Annotated in this window: 15 protein-coding genes; 12 read left to right on the forward strand and 3 right to left on the reverse strand. The window is 67.9% G+C overall.

The features are described 5' to 3' along the window. Nucleotides 1–21: 21 nt before the first annotated feature. The 10 genes from ACZLZY_RS14160 to ACZLZY_RS14205 all read left to right on the forward strand — a co-directional run bounded on the left by ACZLZY_RS14160 (nt 22) and on the right by ACZLZY_RS14205 (nt 10,631). A complete protein-coding gene (locus tag ACZLZY_RS14160; RefSeq protein WP_472934858.1) occupies nt 22–1,593 on the forward strand; it encodes a chemotaxis protein CheW in 1,572 nt (523 codons plus the stop codon). Between the two features lie 39 nt (nt 1,594–1,632). Next, nucleotides 1,633–2,781, forward strand: a complete 1,149-nt coding sequence (gene cheB, locus ACZLZY_RS14165) for a chemotaxis-specific protein-glutamate methyltransferase CheB (protein ID WP_472934859.1) — start codon at nt 1,633–1,635, stop codon at nt 2,779–2,781. After that, complete coding sequence (locus ACZLZY_RS14170) at nt 2,768–3,394, forward strand: HEAT repeat domain-containing protein (RefSeq protein WP_472934860.1); 627 nt, start codon at nt 2,768–2,770, stop codon at nt 3,392–3,394. Before cheB ends, ACZLZY_RS14170 begins: the two co-directional genes overlap by 14 nt. Beyond that, nucleotides 3,394–4,269 (forward strand): CheR family methyltransferase, encoded by an 876-nt coding sequence (locus ACZLZY_RS14175; RefSeq protein ID WP_472934861.1) that lies wholly within the window; start codon nt 3,394–3,396, stop codon nt 4,267–4,269. The genes ACZLZY_RS14170 and ACZLZY_RS14175 overlap by 1 nt, the downstream gene beginning before the upstream one ends. Before the next feature lie 7 nt (nt 4,270–4,276). Beyond that, on the forward strand, nt 4,277–4,654 hold the full coding sequence (locus ACZLZY_RS14180) for a response regulator (protein ID WP_472934862.1): 378 nt from the start codon (nt 4,277–4,279) through the stop codon (nt 4,652–4,654). 8 nt (nt 4,655–4,662) lie between these two features. Next, nucleotides 4,663–7,260 carry a chemotaxis protein CheA gene (locus tag ACZLZY_RS14185; RefSeq protein ID WP_472934863.1) on the forward strand — a complete coding sequence of 866 codons (2,598 nt, stop codon included), beginning with the start codon at nt 4,663–4,665 and terminating at the stop codon, nt 7,258–7,260. Continuing rightward, nucleotides 7,260–7,505: a hypothetical protein gene (locus ACZLZY_RS14190; RefSeq protein ID WP_472934864.1), complete on the forward strand. Its 246-nt coding sequence runs from the start codon at nt 7,260–7,262 to the stop codon at nt 7,503–7,505. The genes ACZLZY_RS14185 and ACZLZY_RS14190 overlap by 1 nt, the downstream gene beginning before the upstream one ends. Next, nucleotides 7,502–8,275: a ParA family protein gene (locus ACZLZY_RS14195; RefSeq protein ID WP_472934865.1), complete on the forward strand. Its 774-nt coding sequence runs from the start codon at nt 7,502–7,504 to the stop codon at nt 8,273–8,275. Before ACZLZY_RS14190 ends, ACZLZY_RS14195 begins: the two co-directional genes overlap by 4 nt. A 141-nt stretch (nt 8,276–8,416) precedes the next feature. Then, entirely contained in the window at nt 8,417–8,788 is a 372-nt protein-coding gene (locus ACZLZY_RS14200) for a response regulator (protein WP_472934866.1), read from the forward strand. A 154-nt stretch (nt 8,789–8,942) separates the two neighbouring features. Next, nucleotides 8,943–10,631 (forward strand): hypothetical protein, encoded by a 1,689-nt coding sequence (locus ACZLZY_RS14205; RefSeq protein ID WP_472934867.1) that lies wholly within the window; start codon nt 8,943–8,945, stop codon nt 10,629–10,631. Between the two features lie 177 nt (nt 10,632–10,808). Here ACZLZY_RS14205 and ACZLZY_RS14210 read toward each other — a convergent pair whose 3' ends face one another. Then, entirely contained in the window at nt 10,809–11,333 is a 525-nt protein-coding gene (locus ACZLZY_RS14210; RefSeq protein ID WP_472934952.1) for a tetratricopeptide repeat protein, read from the reverse strand. Between the two features lie 168 nt (nt 11,334–11,501). Between ACZLZY_RS14210 and ACZLZY_RS14215 the strand changes: the two genes are divergently transcribed. Both ACZLZY_RS14215 and ACZLZY_RS14220 read left to right on the forward strand, forming a co-directional pair. Further along, nucleotides 11,502–12,908 (forward strand): sensor histidine kinase, encoded by a 1,407-nt coding sequence (locus tag ACZLZY_RS14215; RefSeq protein WP_472934868.1) that lies wholly within the window; start codon nt 11,502–11,504, stop codon nt 12,906–12,908. Further along, entirely contained in the window at nt 12,905–13,558 is a 654-nt protein-coding gene (locus ACZLZY_RS14220; protein ID WP_472934869.1) for a response regulator, read from the forward strand. The genes ACZLZY_RS14215 and ACZLZY_RS14220 overlap by 4 nt, the downstream gene beginning before the upstream one ends. Nucleotides 13,559–13,567: 9 nt before the next feature. On the opposite strand, the gene ACZLZY_RS14225 is transcribed toward ACZLZY_RS14220, so the two are convergent. Both ACZLZY_RS14225 and ACZLZY_RS14230 read right to left on the reverse strand, forming a co-directional pair. Continuing rightward, a complete protein-coding gene (locus tag ACZLZY_RS14225) occupies nt 13,568–14,278 on the reverse strand; it encodes a hypothetical protein (RefSeq protein WP_472934870.1) in 711 nt (236 codons plus the stop codon). Between the two features lie 317 nt (nt 14,279–14,595). Next, entirely contained in the window at nt 14,596–15,348 is a 753-nt protein-coding gene (locus ACZLZY_RS14230; RefSeq protein WP_472934871.1) for a lytic transglycosylase domain-containing protein, read from the reverse strand. Between the last annotated feature and the right edge of the window lie 244 nt (nt 15,349–15,592).

Below are 15,592 nucleotides of genomic sequence, written 5' to 3' on the forward strand. Positions count from 1 at the left end.
CCCAGAAAAGGAATTTCCGTCATGCCGACTTTGGCTGAGGCGCCCTCCGCGGGCGAAGAGAAGGGTGCCGGGCGCGCCGAGAACGGTGCCGGGGGGACCCGGCAGTTCGTGATCTTCCACATCGAAGACGAGATGTTCGCGCTGTCGCTGTCGGAGGTTCAGGAGATCATCCGCTTCCCCGACATCGTCCGGCTGCCGCTCAGCCCGCGCTCGCTCGAGGGCCTTGCCAATCTGCGCGGCACCGTGCTGCCGGTCATCAACCTGCGGGATGCCTTCAACTTTCCTGCGCTCGCCCACGATGATTCCACCCGCGTCGTCGTGCTCGACCTCGGCCATGCCGTCGGCCTCGTCGTCGACCGCATGGCCAATGTGGTCACCGTCGAGGCGGATCGCATCGAGGCCGCCGAGACGCTCGGCACGCTCGTCGATACCGACGTTCTCACCGGCATGATCAAGGCGGTGGACGGCGGTTCGATGGTCATGATCCTCGACGCCAAACGCCTCGTCCAGCGCGAGTTCAGCGCGATCCTCGACCGCCCGACGAGCACCGCACGCCAGGCCGACGGCGGCCAGAAGCCGAACACCGACACGCAGGAGGAGCGTCAGGCCGACGAGGACCAGCTGGTCAGCTTCGAGGTGGCGGGGCAGGAATACGCCTTCCCGATCGAGACCGTGCAGGAGATCGTCCAGATGCCGGCGGTCGTCACCCACGTCCCCAATGCGCCCGGCCATGTGCTCGGCGTCATCACCTTGCGCGACCGGCTGCTGCCGCTCGTCTCGCTGCGCGAGCTCTTCGGGCTCCCGGCCGTCCGGCTGTCCGAGGCCAACAAGGTCGTCGTCGTCTCGCTCGGCGGCGACGGGCGCTTCTCCGTCGGCGTCGTGATGGACAGCGTCAAGGAAGTCCTGCGCGTCGCCCGCTCGCAGGTCGAGCCGGTGCCGAGCCTCCTCGGCCAGGCCGGGCCCGGTAACGACATCCAGGCGATCTGCCGGTTGCAGGGCGGCGAGCGCCTCGTCTCCGTCCTCTCGGCGGAAACCATGTTCAACATCCAGGACCTGAAGGAGGTCGTCGGCGCAACGGAGGACGGTATGACCACCATGGAGATCGACAGCGGCGAACCGCGCGAGCGGGTCGCCGCCGACGAGGAACAGTTCGTCGTTTTCCGCCTGATGAATGAGGAATACGGCGTCAGCATCGATGCGGTGCAGGAGATCGTGCGCGTGCCGGACCAGCTCACGCGCATCCCCAACACGCCGTCCTTCATTGAGGGGGTGATCAACCTTCGCGGCATCGTGCTGCCGGTGATCGACCAGCGCCGCCGCTTCGAGCTCGCCACGGCCACGCGCAACGACCGGCAGCGCATCATGGTCTTCACCGTCCGCGGCGCCCGCACCGGCTTCGTCGTGGACTCCGTCTCCGAGGTCATCCGCATTCCCGCGTCGGCGATCGGCGCGGCGCCCAGCCTGTCGGGCGAGCAGCAGCGGCTGATCAAGCGCGTCGCCAATCTCGCGGAGCAGAAGCGGATGATCCTCCTCCTCGACGTCGTCGAGCTTCTGAACGTCGGCGAGAGCGAAGCGCTGACGCAGGCCGCCTGACGGCACGGGTCAAAGGCGCGTGGCCGAGCGGAGGACGGCATGATCAAGGTACTCATCGTCGACGACTCCGCCTTGATGCGAAAGCATCTGACGGACCTCTTGGGGTCGCAGCCCGACATCGAGGTGCGCACGGCGCGCAACGGGGTGGAGGCGCTGACCGCCATCGACGACTTCGATCCGAACGTCGTGACGCTCGACATCAACATGCCCGAGATGGACGGCATCACCTGCCTGTCCCGCATCATGTTGGCGAGCCCGCGACCAGTCGTCATGGTCTCTTCGATCACCGAGGAGGGCGCCGAGACGACGCTGCAGGCGCTGAGCCTCGGGGCCGTCGATTTCGTCCACAAGCCCGGCGGTACCATCTCGCTGTCGATCGACAAGATCCACCGCGAGATCCTCGCCAAGGTGCGGGGCGCCGCCGAGGCGCGGGTCCGCCGGGCGCCGTCGCTGCGCGGGCGCATCGCCGAGGCCAGATCCGGCCTTGCCGGTGCCGACCGTTCGCTGTCCGGCGCCGGTCCGTCCGCCGCCGCCCCGTCCGGGGGCAAAGCCGAGGGGGCCACCACCGCCCGTTTCGGCCTCGTCCTCGTCGGTGTCTCTACCGGCGGTCCGGGCACGCTGGAACAGATCCTGCCGAAACTCTCCGCGGGGTTTCCTTGGGCGGTCCTCGTCGCGCAGCACATGCCCGGCAGTTTCACCGGCGTCTTCGCGCGGCGTCTCAACGACATCGCCGCGCTGCCGATCGTCGAGGCCAACCGCCAGATGCCGATCGAGCCGGGCACGATCTACATCGCCAAGGGCGATGCCGACCTGCTGGTCACCCGCGGGCCGCTCGGGCCGGTCGCAAGCCCGGTGCCGGCCTCGCGCGAGCATCTCTGGCACCCGAGCGTCGAGCGGCTCGTCACCAGCGCCCTCGACGTCATGCCCGCCACCAGCCTGATCGGCGTCCAACTCACCGGCATGGGCAATGACGGCGCACAGGCGTTGGCGCTGTTGAAGCAGCGGGGCGGGCGGACGATCGCCCAGGACGAGCGCACCTGCGTCGTCTTCGGCATGCCCAACGAACTCATCAAGCTCGGCGGGGCCTCGCTGGTCCTGCCAAGCGAGCGCATCGCAGGACAGCTGAGCGCCTGGCTGTCGCGTGCGCCGTCCGCCGAACCGAGAGGAAACCGCCATGGCGCTCGTTAGACCAGAGAAGATCGACGCCGCCCCGGCGGATACGCCGGCCCTTCTGCCGCGGGATGCCGAGGCCGAGAGCCGGCTTCTCGCGTCCCCCGCCGCCGCCGAACGTCGCAGCGCCGCGCGCGGGCTCGCCTCGACCGAAGCGGGCGCGGCCCTCCTCGTCGCGCACCTCGCCGCCGAGCCTGCCGTCAGCGTGCGCGGCGCGATCCTCAACGCCCTCATCGACAACCGGTCGCCGGCGATCGCTGGAGCGCTCACCGCCTATCTCTCGGTCGAAGACACCGCGCTGCGCAGCGCCGTCGTCGACGCGCTCCTTGCAATGCCCGACGAGGTCGAGCCGCTGCTCGGCACGCTCTTGTCGAGCGATGACAGCGACCTGCGCATTCTCGCCGTCAACATCGCGTCGAAGATGGCGCACCGGCACGCCCCGGCTCTTCTGCAGCGCGTCATCGAGACCGACGGGCATCTCAACGTCTGTGCCGCCGCGGTCGACGGCCTGACGGAGATCGGCGACCACCGCGCGGTGGCGCCGCTTGAGGCGCTCGCGGACCGCTTTGCCGGGGAGCCGTTCATCGCCTTCGCCGTCGAGGTCGCGCTTCGCCGCATCAGGGCATCCTGATGACGACCGTCGCCGCACAGGCGCTGAGAGCCAGCGCGCGCGTCATCTCCGAGGAGGAGTTCGCCAAGTTCAACGAGTTCTTCTACCGGCAGACCGGCATCTCCTTCACCGACCGAAAGGGCTATTTCGTCGAGCGGCGGATCCAGGAGAGGCTGGAGAAGACCGGGGCACGGTCCTTCGGCGAATACTTTAACACGCTGCGGTTCCAGGCCTCCGGCGAGGAGCTGCAGCATCTCGTCAACGCGATGACGGTCAACGAGACCTATTTCTTCCGCGAGGACTACCAGTTCAAGGCGCTGATCGACGGCGTGCTGCCGGAGATCGCCCGCACCCGCCCGGAGGGTTCGACGATCTCGATCTGGTCGGTCCCGTGCTCGACCGGCGAGGAGCCCTATTCGATCGCCATCCAGATCCTGGAGAACTGGGACCGGGCGGATGATTTCGGCATCGAGATCCGCGCCTCCGACATCGATACGCGGGTTCTCATGGACGCGCGGCAGGCGGTCTACAGCGAGCGGGCCATCCACCGCCTGACGCCGGCCCTGCGCGAGAAGTATTTCTCCGCCGCGGGCCCCGGCCGGTTCCAGTTGCGCGAGGAGATCCGCGGCTCGGTCGACTTCTCGGCGGTCAATGTCGCCAACCCCGCGCAAATGGCGCGCTATCGCGGGATCGACGTGATCTTCTGCCGGAACATGCTGATCTACTTCGACGATCTGTCGCGGCGCCAGACCGTGGAGGCGTTCTACGATTGCCTGAAGCCCGGCGGCTTCCTCTGCCTCGGGCATTCCGAGAGCATGAGCCGCATCTCCTCGCTGTTCACCCCCCGCAGCTTTGCCGGAACCATCATCTACCAGAAGGCCAGAGGGGCCGATTGAGGCGCACATGGACCCAAAACGCATCCTCGTCGTCGATGACGGCATCACCATGCGCCTCTTCTACCGCGACGTCCTGGAGAAGGAGGGGTTCGCCGTCGAGGAGGCCGTCAATGGCCTGGAAGGACTGGAGCGCGCGATGCTCGGCCGTTTCGACCTGATCCTCATCGACGTGAACATGCCGAAAATGGACGGGTTCACGCTCGTCGACCGGCTGCGCCGCGAGCCGCCGCTGGCCGCGGTTCCCGTCCTGATGATCAGCACCGAGGCGGCCGCGGACGACGAGGTCCGGGCGCTGGAACTCGGCGCCAATCTCTATATGGTGAAGCCCGCGCAGCCGGTGGCGCTTGCCGCCGCCGCGCGCCTGATGACCGGGGTGCCGCTGTGACGAACCCGTTGCTCGCCCAATTCATCCCCGAGGCCCGCGATCTGATCCAGACCTCGGCGACCGGCCTGTTGAAGCTTGAAGACAACCCGCAGGATGCGGCGGTGGTCAACGAGGTGTTTCGGGCCGTGCACACGCTGAAAGGCTCGTCGGGCCTGTTCGAGGTGGTGGCGCTGACCAGGCTCGTCCACGCCGCCGAGGACATTCTGGGCGCGATCCGGGTCGATGAGCTCGCGCTGAGCCCGGAGATCGTCGACCGGCTGCTCGAAAGCCTCGACCGCGTCGGCGAATGGATCGATCATCTCGAACGCCACGAGACGCTGCCGCTGGAGGCCGACGGCATATCGAAGGGCATGGTGACGGATCTGCGCGCCTGCGCCGGCTGCGCGCCCGGGGCAGAGACCGCGCCTCTCGAGGCCGCGGACCCGTCGCGCCGCCCGCCGATCGCCTGGCTCGGCGCCTTCTCCGAGGCGCAGAGGATCGCCGCCTTCCGGCATGTCCTCTCCGGCGATACGGTGCTGGCCGTCCGCTACGTGCCGGACGAGGGCTGTTTCTACAACGGCACCGATCCGCTCGGCACCGCCCTGCAGCTGCCCGATCTCCTCGGCCTCGATACCACCCCCCGCGAGCCTTTCCCGCCGCTTGCCGAGTTCGACCCCTATCGCTGCCTCCTCGACCTGCAGATGCTGACCGTCGCGCCGAAAGCGGAGGTCGAGCACCTCTTCCGCTACGACATCGAGCAGATCGAGATCGCGACCGTGGCGATCTCCGACCTCGTGAAACTCGCCGGCGATCCCGACAACAGTCCTGTCTGGGACGATTTCACGCAGAATGCCTATGCCCATCTCGCGGAAGATGATCTCGCCTCGCTGCAGGCGGCCTGCGGCGTCCTCCTGCATCTGATGGGACCCGCCTCGCGGCCGGCGTGTGCCCTGCGTTGGTTGGAGTCGGGGCTCGGCGCCGATCGCCCGGACCGGGCGCTGGTGACGGCGCTCGTCGATGCCGTCACGTCGGGCAGTTTTGCCTTGCCCCAAAACGGCGCGGCGGCGCCGCTCGCGGCGGGCGGCGCGCGCACGACAGCCCTCGCCATGCCTTCAGGCGGGCAAGGCGTCGTCGTGCGGCAGCTCCTGGAAGCGCAACGGCGGCAGCTGTCGATGGCCGGCGATCTGGCCCGCCGCCTCGGCGCGGTCGGCGCGACGCTGCGAAACGTGCTGACGGCGCTCGGCCGGCAGGATCTCAACGTGCCCCTCCAGGCAGCGCTCGCGGCGGCCGTCCGCCAGGCGTCGCCGGCCCGGGTCATCGCTTTCATCGACGGGCTGACGACCGCCGGGGTCGACGCGGGTGAAACGCCGCCGCCTGCCGCCGCGCCGCCCGGCGAGCCGGCATCGACGCCAGCCGGGGAGGGCGCCGTCGCCGCTACCGCAGGAGCGGGGCAGAAGACGCTGAAGGTCGACCAGGCGAAGATCGACCGGCTGATGAACCTCATCGGCGAGCTCGTGGTCTCGAAGAATAGCCTGCCCTTCCTCGCCCGCAAGGCCGAGGACGTCTACGGCTCGCGCGAGATGGGCCGCGACATCAAGGAGCAGTACGCGGTCATCGACCGCCTGGCGCAGGAGATGCAAGGCGCGATCATGCAGGTGCGCATGCTGCCGGTCTCCGAGGTGTTCGCGCGCTTTCCCCGTCTCGTGCGCGATCTCTCGCGCAAGCTGTCGAAGCGCATCGCGCTGACGATCGAGGGCGGCGACACCGCGGCCGACAAGACCATCGTCGAGGCGCTCGGCGACCCGCTCCTCCACATCGTGCGCAACTCGCTCGACCACGGCATCGAAACCGCGGACGAACGCGCCGCGGCCGGCAAGTCGCCGGAGGCGCAGATCGGGCTGAAGGCCTATCAGGAGGCCGACAGCGTCGTCATCGAGGTCAGCGACGACGGCCGCGGCATCGACCACCGGCGGGTCCGCGAGGCTGCCGTCGCCAAGGGCGTGATCGACGCCGAGACGGCCGAAGCCTTGAGCGAGCAGGACGCCGTCAACCTCATCTATCGCCCCGGCTTCTCGACCGCGGCGACCGTCTCGGACCTGTCGGGCCGCGGCGTCGGCATGGATGTGGTGCTGACCACCGTCCAGCGGCTGGGCGGCAGCGTCGAGGTGTCGACGCGGCTCGGCTCCGGCACGCTGACCCGGGTGACGCTGCCGCTGTCGATGGCGGTGGCGCGCGTGATGGTCGTCGAGGTGGCCGACAATCTCTACGGCGTGCCGATGGACATGATCGTCGAGACCGTGCGCGTGCCGCGTGCCGCCATCCGGACCATCAAGCGCTCGGAGGCCTTCGTCCTGCGCGATGCGGTCATTCCGCTGGTGCGCCTGCAGAGCCTGCTGCAGATCGGCGATGGCGCCTTTGCGCCGCCAGCAATCGACGAGGAGGCGGTGCTGGTCTGCCGCGTCGCCGGCCACCCGGTGGGGCTCGTCATCGACGATTTCCGCGAGGGTCTCGACGTCATCCTGAAGCCGCTGGAAGGGGTGCTGTCGCGCATCCCCGGCTATTCCGGCACGACGCTCCTCGGCGACGGCCGGGTGCTCCTCGTCCTCAACCTCAAGGAACTGCTGTGATGCCGCTCTGCTACGAAGAAGGACGGGTCCGGTTCGAAGGACATTGTGCGGTCGAGGAAGCGCTGGATCTGACGGAGTTCCTCCGCGCCACCCCAATGGCGGAGGTCGACCTCTCGGCCTGCGCCAGCCTTCATACCGCGCTCTTCCAGGCCGTCATCGCCAGTGGCGCGCGCGTCTGCGCTGCGCCCGGGGACGCGGCGCTGGCCCGTGCGATCATGCCGGCGCTGACGGCCGGCATGAGATGACGACGAGCCGCGTCATCGCGATCTCGAACCGCAAGGGCGGCAGCGGCAAGACGACGACCGCCGTCAATCTGGCGGCCGAGACCGGGGCGCGGGGCTTGCGCACGCTGCTCGTCGATCTCGATACGCAAGGTCATTCCGGCATAGGCTTCGGCATCGTCGCGCAGCGGGGCGTCCCGCGGGTCCACGACATCTTCTCGGATCCGGGGTTCGACCTCCTGTCGGCCGTTCAGCCATCGGGACATCCGGGGGTATGGGTCGCGCCGGCCGACCAGGCTTTCATGGGCGACGCCAACGGGCAAAGTCCGACAACGCTGAGGCGCCAGCTCGGTAGCGACGCGGTTCGCAAGGCCTTCGACCTCGTCATCATCGACACGCCGCCCTCGCTCGACATGCTCCTCGTCAACGCGCTGGCGGCGGCCGATGGCGTGCTCGTCCCGCTGATGCCGCACGCGCTGTCGGCGGAAGGCGTCCGGCAACTCGCCCGCGTGTTCCTGCGGATCGCGACCACCGTCAATCCCGATATCCGTCTCCTCGGGCTGGTGCCGATCATGCTGAACCTGCGCATTCGCCATCACGCCGAAACGCTCGCGCAGCTCGCGCGCGAGTTCGGGCCCGAGCGCCTGATGGACGGCATTCGCACCGACATTCAAATCGCCGACGCCTTCGCTGCGCGTCGGCCGATCCAGGCGCACGCGCCGTCGAGCCGCGGGGCTGCCGACTACCACCGCCTTTCCCACCAGCTTGCGAACCTTTTTCCAGCTATCGCCTAAACCGGAATGCGAAGCCTGCGAGATAGTATTATGTGCCGTCAATAAGAATAGTAGAGTGACTAAGGCATCTTACTGCAGTAAACTGGGCATCCACCTTTTTCATCTAGTGTTCGTGCACCATGGCGTTTCAAGGAGATGGAGATGGCCACGAACATTATGATTGTAGACGACTCGCCCACCATCTTGATGAGCCTCGAAATGACGTTCAGCATGAACGACATCGGCGTCACCAAGGCGGCGAGCGCCGAGGAGGCCGTCGCCAAGCTGAAGGGCGGCTTGAAGCCGAGCATGATCATCACCGATCTCAACATGGGCGCCATGAACGGCATCGATCTCATTCGCACCGTCCGAAAGATGGCCGGTCTCCAGTTCCTGCCGATCGTTCTGCTGACGACCGAGTCGCAGCAGGACAAGCGACAGGAAGCCAAGGCGGCCGGGGCCACCGGCTGGCTGGTGAAGCCAGCGCAGGGCGACATGCTGATGAACGTGGTCCGGCAGGTTCTGAAGCTTTGACCATTGGCATCCCCGCCAGCGATCGGTGCCGCGGCCTGGGCCGTCGTATCTGGATGCCCGGGATGGTGTTTCGACAATGAACAGGACTAATTTTTTGCGAAACCAGAGGTCCCTTGCTGCGCAACCGGATTCTTTCGAGGATGTGCGCCGCCTCATGACGGCGGTCCATGGCTGGAGCGTCTCGAGCGAGGCCGTCTATATGGCGGTCGGAGAGGAGGTTCAGAACCTTCACCGCAAGGTGTCGCAGGTACGCGACGGCATCCGCCGCTCGACGGAGATCTTCGTCGGCGAGGAGATCGGCGAGATGCGCCGAGGGCTGGCGACCGCCGCCGAGGTGTCGCAGACCACCGCCGATCTTTCCCGGGAGCGCAGCGAGGCGCTCGCGCGGCTGCGCGGCTCCGTCGAGATCGCCGTCTCCGGCAGCACGGCGGTGGTCCTGGTCTTCCGGCTTCTCGACTATGTCGTTCTCATCGCGCGGGCGCATGTCGAGGGCATGAGTGACGGGCAGTATGAGCTCGGCCCCTTCACCGCCCATGTCGCCGAGCTGGTTTCGGTCGGCGAGGGGGTCGCGCGGGGTATCGACGAGAGCACGCAGCTGCTCGGTCGCTGTCTTGCCCAGAGCCGCGCCTTCGAGTCGCAGACGGGCCTCGACGGAACCAGCCTGATCGACGATTTCCTGGCGCTCGCGGCCCATCTTGACGAGCAGCAAGGAGCGTCGTCCGAGCGGCGCGAAGCGGCCCATGCCGCCTTCACCTCGATCTGGAAGGCGATCGGCGGCATCGTCGCCGGCCTGCAGTTCCACGACATGGCGCGTCAGCGGCTCGAGCACACGATCGCCAATCTCGGCCGCATGGCCGATCTGCACAGCAAGGGCCTGATCGACGCGGGCCTCCCCCCGATCGCCGAGCACTCGCGCCCGGCGGCGCTGCGCCGCATTGCCGCGCTCGAGATCGCCCAGCTCGACGATCTCCGGCGCCTCTATGAAACGAAGATGGGCGAACTCGACGGCCATCTGGCCGAGATCGGCGGCCAGGTCGTTCAAAGCCAAGACATTCTCGGCCAGCTTGTTCACGGCGGCGGTGGCGCCATGCTCGACACCGAGGCGCGGCACCTTCAGGCGCAGTTCAAGGACGGCGAGCAGGCCCGCCTTCGCCTCGGCAAAAGCCTTGCGCGATGCGCCGAGGCGACCCAGTCGCTGATCGACATGACCGGCAAGCTCGACCAGCTCGAGCACGACCTCAAGATCGCCGGTCTCAACGCCGCCGTGCGTGCGGCACATGTAAAGAGCGAGGACGACACGATCGGCTACATCGCCCGCGTCATCTGCGAGCAGGCCTCAATCGCGCGCAACGAGGCCAACCGCGTGCGCGAGGGAGTCGATCTGGCGGCGATCGACACGACGGACCTCAGCCTGCGCATCCTGCCCGGAATCTCTGCCGCCTACAGCCTCGTCGAGGAGCGGCTGACCAGCACGAGCGCGGTTCTCGGCGAGGCCCAGGCGTCGTCGTCGCGAGAACTGGGTTCCGCCATTTCCGCCGCGTCTTCCCTGACCGCCGACGTGACCGCCATCCGCAAGATGATGACGCCGCATATCGAGGGCTGCGCGCTGCTGCACGCCCTCTGCGCGGCGCTGGCGGCAATCACCGCGGAACTGCCGCAGACAGACGCCAGCGACGAGGAAATGGCGGCAATCGACGAGATCCTCTCGCAAGACTACACGATGGCCGAGGAACGCGAGATCTTTGCCGCCGTCGTCGGCCGGGACGTCCCGGCGGCATCGTCGGGCGCCGCGGACGGTCCCGGTCACCGTCAGGACGAGACGATGGACGCCATCTTCTTCTGATCCTGCGACCAGGAACGCGGAAAACGAGACGGCCCGGCACGCCACACGCGCGTTGTCAGGGTGCCGTCGACGGGACGTGGCGTCTTGCCGGACCGGCGTGGCAGGCGACGTGTCCGAGGGCCTCGCCCGGCTGAGGTCCGTGCCATCGGCGTCGCAAGCCCCGCGTCGGCCGTCCGGTCAATCGACGAGGGCCTCCTTGAGATCCCGGTACTCCTCGCAGGAGGTGCCGCAGAGCGTCTCGATGACCGCGAGCTGTTGCCGCGCGAGATCCGGCTTGCCTTGGATGACATAGGCCTCGCCGAGATATTCGCGGACCCGCGCATAGCGGGGATCGAGCTTCACCGACTGGAGGTAGTAGCCGATACCCTCCTCGGTCCGCCCGAGCTTGCGCGTGGCGTAGCCGCGATAGTTCAGTGCCTTGGCGGTATGGGGCTGCTTCAGGGTGTCCAGCACCTCCAGCGACTCCTCGAACCTTGTCTCCTTGGCGAGAGCGTAGGCGTAGTCGGAGAGCGCGTCGTCAGTGAGGTTCGCGGCTGCGCGCTTCACGCATTTCTTGAGCTTCCCGTCATAGACCTCGCCCCGCTTGCACGTCGGTGTCGCCGGCGTGTCGTCGCCGAGGGCGAAGGCGGGAGCGGCATGGACCAGCAGGGCGCTGGCGAGGAGACCGGCAAGCCCGGTCCGGGCGATCGTCTTGCGCATCATGGCCGTCTTCATGGCATCCCTCCATCGCATCGCGGGTCCATGCCTCCAGCAATACCCTTGCTGGCAGGATGACCGCTGGGCCATGCCAACGCTTCGGACCAAGGTCCCATGGAACGCCGCGCATTGGTCCCATGTCCGCGCGGGCGAAACCGGCTAGGATGGTCGGCGATGACGCCTTTCGCTTCCCTTCTTGCGCCCACCCTCCGCCGATGGCGGGTGCTGACGCTCGCCCGCCAGTATCTCCTCGGCGGCGCGACCGTGCTGCTGGCGGGCATGTTGACGATCGGCTTCTGGGTCACCAGCCAGATCGCCGAAAGTGTCACACGCAACACCGCGACGGCGACCGCGCTCTACGTCGACGGCGTGATCTCGCCGCTGCTGCCCGACATCGATGGATCGAACGTGCTTGGCGAAGGCGCCCGGAGCGCCCTTGACGAGACGCTGTCTACAGGGGCGCTGGGCGAGCGGATCGAGACCTTCAAGCTCTGGGGGCGCGACGGGCTGATCATCTACAGCAGCGAGCCCAGCCTGATCGGGAAGCGCTTCGAGCCGACGACGAGCCTGCGCGAGGCCTGGGAGGGAAAGGTCGCGGCGGAGTTCGACGATCTGACCGACGAAGAGGATGCCCTCGAGCGCGATGCCGGGGTTCCGCTTCTCGAGATCTACCACCCGATCCGCGCCCCCTGGTCCGGCAAGACCGTCGCGGTCGCCGAATTCTACGAGCATGCCAAGGAACTGGAATCCAGCCTCCTCGCCGCGCGCGTGCGCAGCTGGATCGTGGTCGGCGCCGTGACGGTCGCGATGATCGGGGCATTGTTCGGCATCGTCCTGCGCGGAAGCTCGACCATCTCCCGCCAGCGCATCGCTCTGGAAAGGCAGGTGCTAGACCTGCAGGACCTTCTCGAGGAGAACCATCGGCTCGGCCGGCGCGTGCGGGATGCCGCAACCCGCGTCTCGTCGATCAACGAGCGAACGCTGCGTCAGCTCAGCGCCGACCTTCACGACGGACCGGCGCAGCTGCTCGGCCTTGCGGCGCTCCGGCTCGGGAGCCTTTCCCTTGCCGCAGGGCTCGGGACTCGGGCAGCGGAGCTTCTGCCCATCCGCAGCTTCCTCGGCGATGCGCTGATCGAGATCCGGCGCATCTGCCACGGCTTGGCACTTCCGAACATTGAAACGCTGGCACTTGACGCCCTGCTCCGCGACGCGGTGCTCGCCCATGAGCGCCGGACGGCGACCGAGGTCACGCTGCAACCGCCCGGCACCAATCCGGTGCTCGCATCGGCCGAGAAGCTCGCCATCTACCGTTTCGTTCAGGAGGGCCTCAGCAACGCCTTCCGGCATGCGGACGGCCGCGGGCAGGCGGTGGCCGCACGCGTCGAGGGGGAGGCGGTCGTCGTCGAGGTCCGCGATGCTGGATCTGGCTTTGCGGCGGACGCGGCGTCGGGGCTTGGTCTCACCGGGCTTCGCGACCGGATCGAGAGCCTCGGCGGGACTTTTGCCGTCGAGAGCGGCTTTTCCGGAACGCGGCTCGAAATGACGTTGAAGCATGGCACCACCGCGGAGTTGACGGCATGAGCGAACCCGTGAGCGTGGTGGTGGCGGACGATCATCCGCTTTTCCGGGCGGGCGTGGCGCTCAGCCTCGAGGAGACGGGCCGCTATGCCGTCGTCGGCAAGGCCGCCGACGCGGACGAGGCGGTGGCGCTGGCGACGTCGGCAAGACCGGTCGTCGCGTTGATCGACCTGTCGATGCCCGGCGGCGGCCTGTCGGCGGTCCGAAGGATCCGCGAAAGCCTTCCCGCAATTCTCGTCGTCGTTCTCACCGCCTCGGAAAGCGACGACGACGTCTTCGCGGCGCTCGAGGCAGGCGCCCGCGGATATGTCCTGAAGGGGGTTGGATCCGACAGCCTCGTCGAGGTGCTCGATGCGGTCTTGCGCGGCGAGAGCTATGTCCCGCCGCATCTTGCCGCCCGCATCCTGTCGACGATGCGGCGGCGGACGCCCGCCGCCACGCCGCCCGCCGACCCGATGGCGCGGCTGACCGAGCGCGAGGAGGAAATCCTCACGCTCGTCGCCAGCGGTCTCAGCAACAAGGCGGTGGCCTTGCGGCTGGACCTCCAGGAGAAGACGGTGAAGCATCACGTCACCAGCATTCTCGCTAAGCTGAACGTCCGCAACCGCACCCAAGCGGCGATCCTCGCGCAGAGCCGCGTGTCCAGCGGTTGAGCCGGGCGTTCACTGCAGAAGGTCGGAGATCCTGGCGCGATCCTCCGCCGTCGCCCGTCGTTCCACGACGGTTCGGCCCCTCTGGTCTTTCATTTCGAAGCGGCCGTTCTCGATCTCGAGCTTGAAACCGTCCTCGGTTCTGGCCTCGACGTCGTCGACATTGCCGAGTCTGCTGGCGGCGCGATCGTCGCGCTGGGCACGGCTGCCCTTGCGTTGGCCGCCATGGTCGTCATTGGCGTCGTTGTCGTCATCGTTCCGTTCGCTTTCACGACCGCCTCTGGCCTCCCCGCCGCGGCCGCGCGATCCGGCTCCACTGGACCCGTTGTCGTCGCCACCACTGCGGGCCTCGCCACCACGACCGCGTCCGCCATTGCCGGATCCGTTGCTGTCGGAACCGTTGTCGTCGCCGCCGCCACGGGCTTCGCCGCCCCGGCCGCTGCTGCCGTTGCCGTCGGATCCGTTGTCATCGCCACCGCCGCGGGATTCACCGCCCCGGCTACCGCCGTCCTTGCCGGATCCGCCGTTGCCCGAACCGCCGCCGCGGTTGCCGCCTCCGCCGCCAGAGCCACCGGAGTTGCCGCCGGAATCCCCGCCGGAACCACCATCCTTCGCCGCGGCCGTTGCGGCATGGAACCCGGTACTCAGCGACAGGGCCAAGGGCGACGCGGCAACGGCGAGGGCCAGCGCGGCGGTCGCAAACGTGCGGCGGATGCAATTCATCTTTGTCATGAATCGTCTCCTCGTTGTCCGGCGGCCCGTTCGGCCGTTCCAGTGAGGAGAGGATGACCAGCCGGCATCGTCCGCGATAGCGTCCCCGGACCAATGCCGCCCGCGCCCGGACCAATGACCGACGGGCTCGGTCGCCGGCCAGGGGGTGTACCAGGCGTTGGCTCCAAGGTGCGTCATGGAATGCGGAAGGCCGAGCGTCCCTTGACCTTCGCTCGCCCGGATGTCGCCTTTCCGCGCGTCGCGGGCAGGGGCGCTCTCTGGATGAGTTCGCGCCGGACGCACTCTATGAACACCCGCCCGGATATCGCTTATTTCGGCTTCGACAGGGACGCCTTGGACTTCTGCGCGTGGTTGAGATCGATCACGACGCGCGTCCGCCCGGGCTTGGATGCCTTGATCTGCGTGATCCCGAGCCCGGCGGCGAACAGCGCCTGCCAGCCCGACCGCCGCAGGGAGGGAGGCGGCAGTTTGGCGGTAAGACCCCGCGCGGCCAGCTTTCGGCATGCCGTCGCAAACGACATGTCGTCGGCGATCGGCAAGACGCCCAGCGGCTTCTTCGCGGCCGACCAGTCCTCGGCAGAATGTCCGGTGATCCAGATGACATAATCCTGTGTCTCACCGGGCAGCACCGTCCCGCCCTTGCGCCAGGCGGTCACGCGACCGGGGCCGGCGTTATAGGCGGCGGCGGCAAGGCCGAGGCTTCCGAAGCGCCTCCGCAACTCGGTCAGGTATTTCGCGGACTCGGCAAGGGCCCGCGTCGAGTCGAACGGATCCAAGCCGCGCTCCGAGGCTGTCCCCGGCATGAACTGCGCGATGCCCTGCGCGCCGCGCGGGCTGACGGCTTTCGGGTTGAACAGGCTTTCCCGCCAGATCAGGCGGGCGAAGAAGGAGGCGGGCAAGCCGTTGCGGGCCGCCTCGTCTTCGATCGAGCGGCAGGTTTCCCGGCCAAAATTCGCGGCCGTTTGAGCAGGAGGCTTCTCCTCCCCCTCGGCAGCTGAGGCGCCGTTGGCGGGGAGAAGGGTCACGCATGCGAGGAGGGCGATGAGCGTTGGTCGAAACATGCTTCCCCTGTATGCCAGAACAAGTGCCATATTGCGGCATCCGTTATGCTGAAAACCGGATCCGCCTGCTTTGTTTAAGCTTCGACGCTGGTATGACCGTTGCGGCACCTCGGATCTCGAGGAGCCACCTCAGGCCGAACATTTTGTCCGCCTGGCCCAGGAAACTGTCGTCGTCCGCCGGAGCCGGACGAGGCCCATGCTGCCCGCCCCGCGCCAGCCGCCGATGGCCTCGAGACGCTGTCGC

Source organism: Mesocryomonas lacus (assembly GCF_055730135.2).